This window comes from Ruegeria sp. BC3, from assembly GCF_056539265.1.
In genome coordinates this window covers 1-1,393 of the sequence record NZ_JBQFUP010000023.1, presented here as the reverse complement: position 1 = coordinate 1,393, position 1,393 = coordinate 1, and the positions used below count along the sequence as shown (strand labels likewise).

The window sequence follows — 1,393 nt, the reverse complement described above, 5'->3', positions numbered from 1 at the left end:
GGTGAGAAGGTCGTAAAGGACATTCGCCGTGCGACCCGCAAACAGTATTCCGCAGAAGAGAAGATCAGGATCGTGTTGGACGGCCTAAAAGGCGAGGACAGCATTGCAGAGCTGTGCCGTCGTGAGGGTATCGCGCAGAGCCTTTATTACAGCTGGTCCAAGGAATTTCTGGAGGCCGGCAAGAAACGTCTGGCAGGCGATACGGCCCGCGCGGCAACTTCCACCGAAGTGAAGGATCTGAGACGGGAGGCCCGTGACCTGAAGGAGGTGGTTGCCGAACAGGCTCTTGAACTGCGGTTGCTCAAAAAAAGCATGATCGCGGATGGGGACGACGACGAATGAGATATCCCGCATCCGAAAAACTGGAAGTCATCCGCTTGGTTGAGCAATCGCATCTGCCGACCAAGCGCACTTTGGAGAAGCTGGGCATTCCGAAGACCACCTTCTATCGCTGGTACGACCGATATCTCGTCGGCGGCCCCGAGGCGCTTGAAGATCGTAGACCCACGCCGTCACGGGTCTGGAACCGCATTCCCACGCCAGTGCGCGAGAAGATCAAGGATCTGGCTCTGAAGGAAAGTGAGCTTTCCCCGCGTGAATTGGCTGTTCGCTTCACTGACACAGAAAAGTACTTTGTGTCAGAGGCTTCGGTCTACCGCATCCTCAAGTCTTACGATCTGATCACCAGCCCAGCCTATGTGGTTTTGTCAGCCGCAGACGAGTTCCAGGACAAGACAACACGACCGAACCAACTCTGGCAGACCGATTTTACCTATCTCAAGGTGATCGGCTGGGGCTGGTTCTATCTCAGCACGATCCTGGACGATTACAGCCGATACATCATCGCCTGGAAGCTTTGCACGACGATGAAGACCGAGGATGTGACCGACACACTGGACCTCGCCTTGCACGCCTCAGGCTGTGATCAGGCAGCGGTACTGCACAAGCCACGTCTGCTCAGCGACAACGGGTCCAGCTACATCTCTGGTGAGCTTGCCGAATGGCTGGAAGATCAGGAAATGGATCATGTTCGAGGGGCACCATACCATCCGCAAACTCAGGGAAAGATCGAGCGCTGGCACCAGACGCTCAAGAACCGCATCTTATTGGAAAACTACTATCTGCCCGGTGACCTTCAGCAGCAGATCGATGCTTTCGTCGATCACTACAATCACCGGCGCTATCACGAGAGCCTGCAAAACCTAACACCGGCCGATGTCTACTTCGGGCGCGGACAGACCATTCTAAAACAACGAGAAAGGATCAAACGAAAGACCATCGAAACCCGGCGCTTGCTTCACCGCAAATCCGCTGCATAATCACAACAACCAGTTGAGCCAGACCCTCTCTTAGTTCAGGCGGCCATCTGTCCCAAAATCCCTGACGACGGACA

1 protein-coding gene is annotated in these 1,393 nt (G+C 55.1%); it reads left to right on the top strand.

Annotated features, from left to right (window positions below):
* Positions 1-1,319 (top strand): IS3 family transposase gene (locus ACR0MV_RS21615; RefSeq protein ID WP_480703717.1). Its coding sequence is split into 2 segments (ribosomal slippage), with 1,320 coding nucleotides annotated over them: positions 1-304 and positions 304-1,319; the frame shifts between segments, so codons are not numbered across the junction. This gene is flagged as partial in the annotation.
* Positions 1,320-1,393 lie beyond the last annotated feature (74 nt).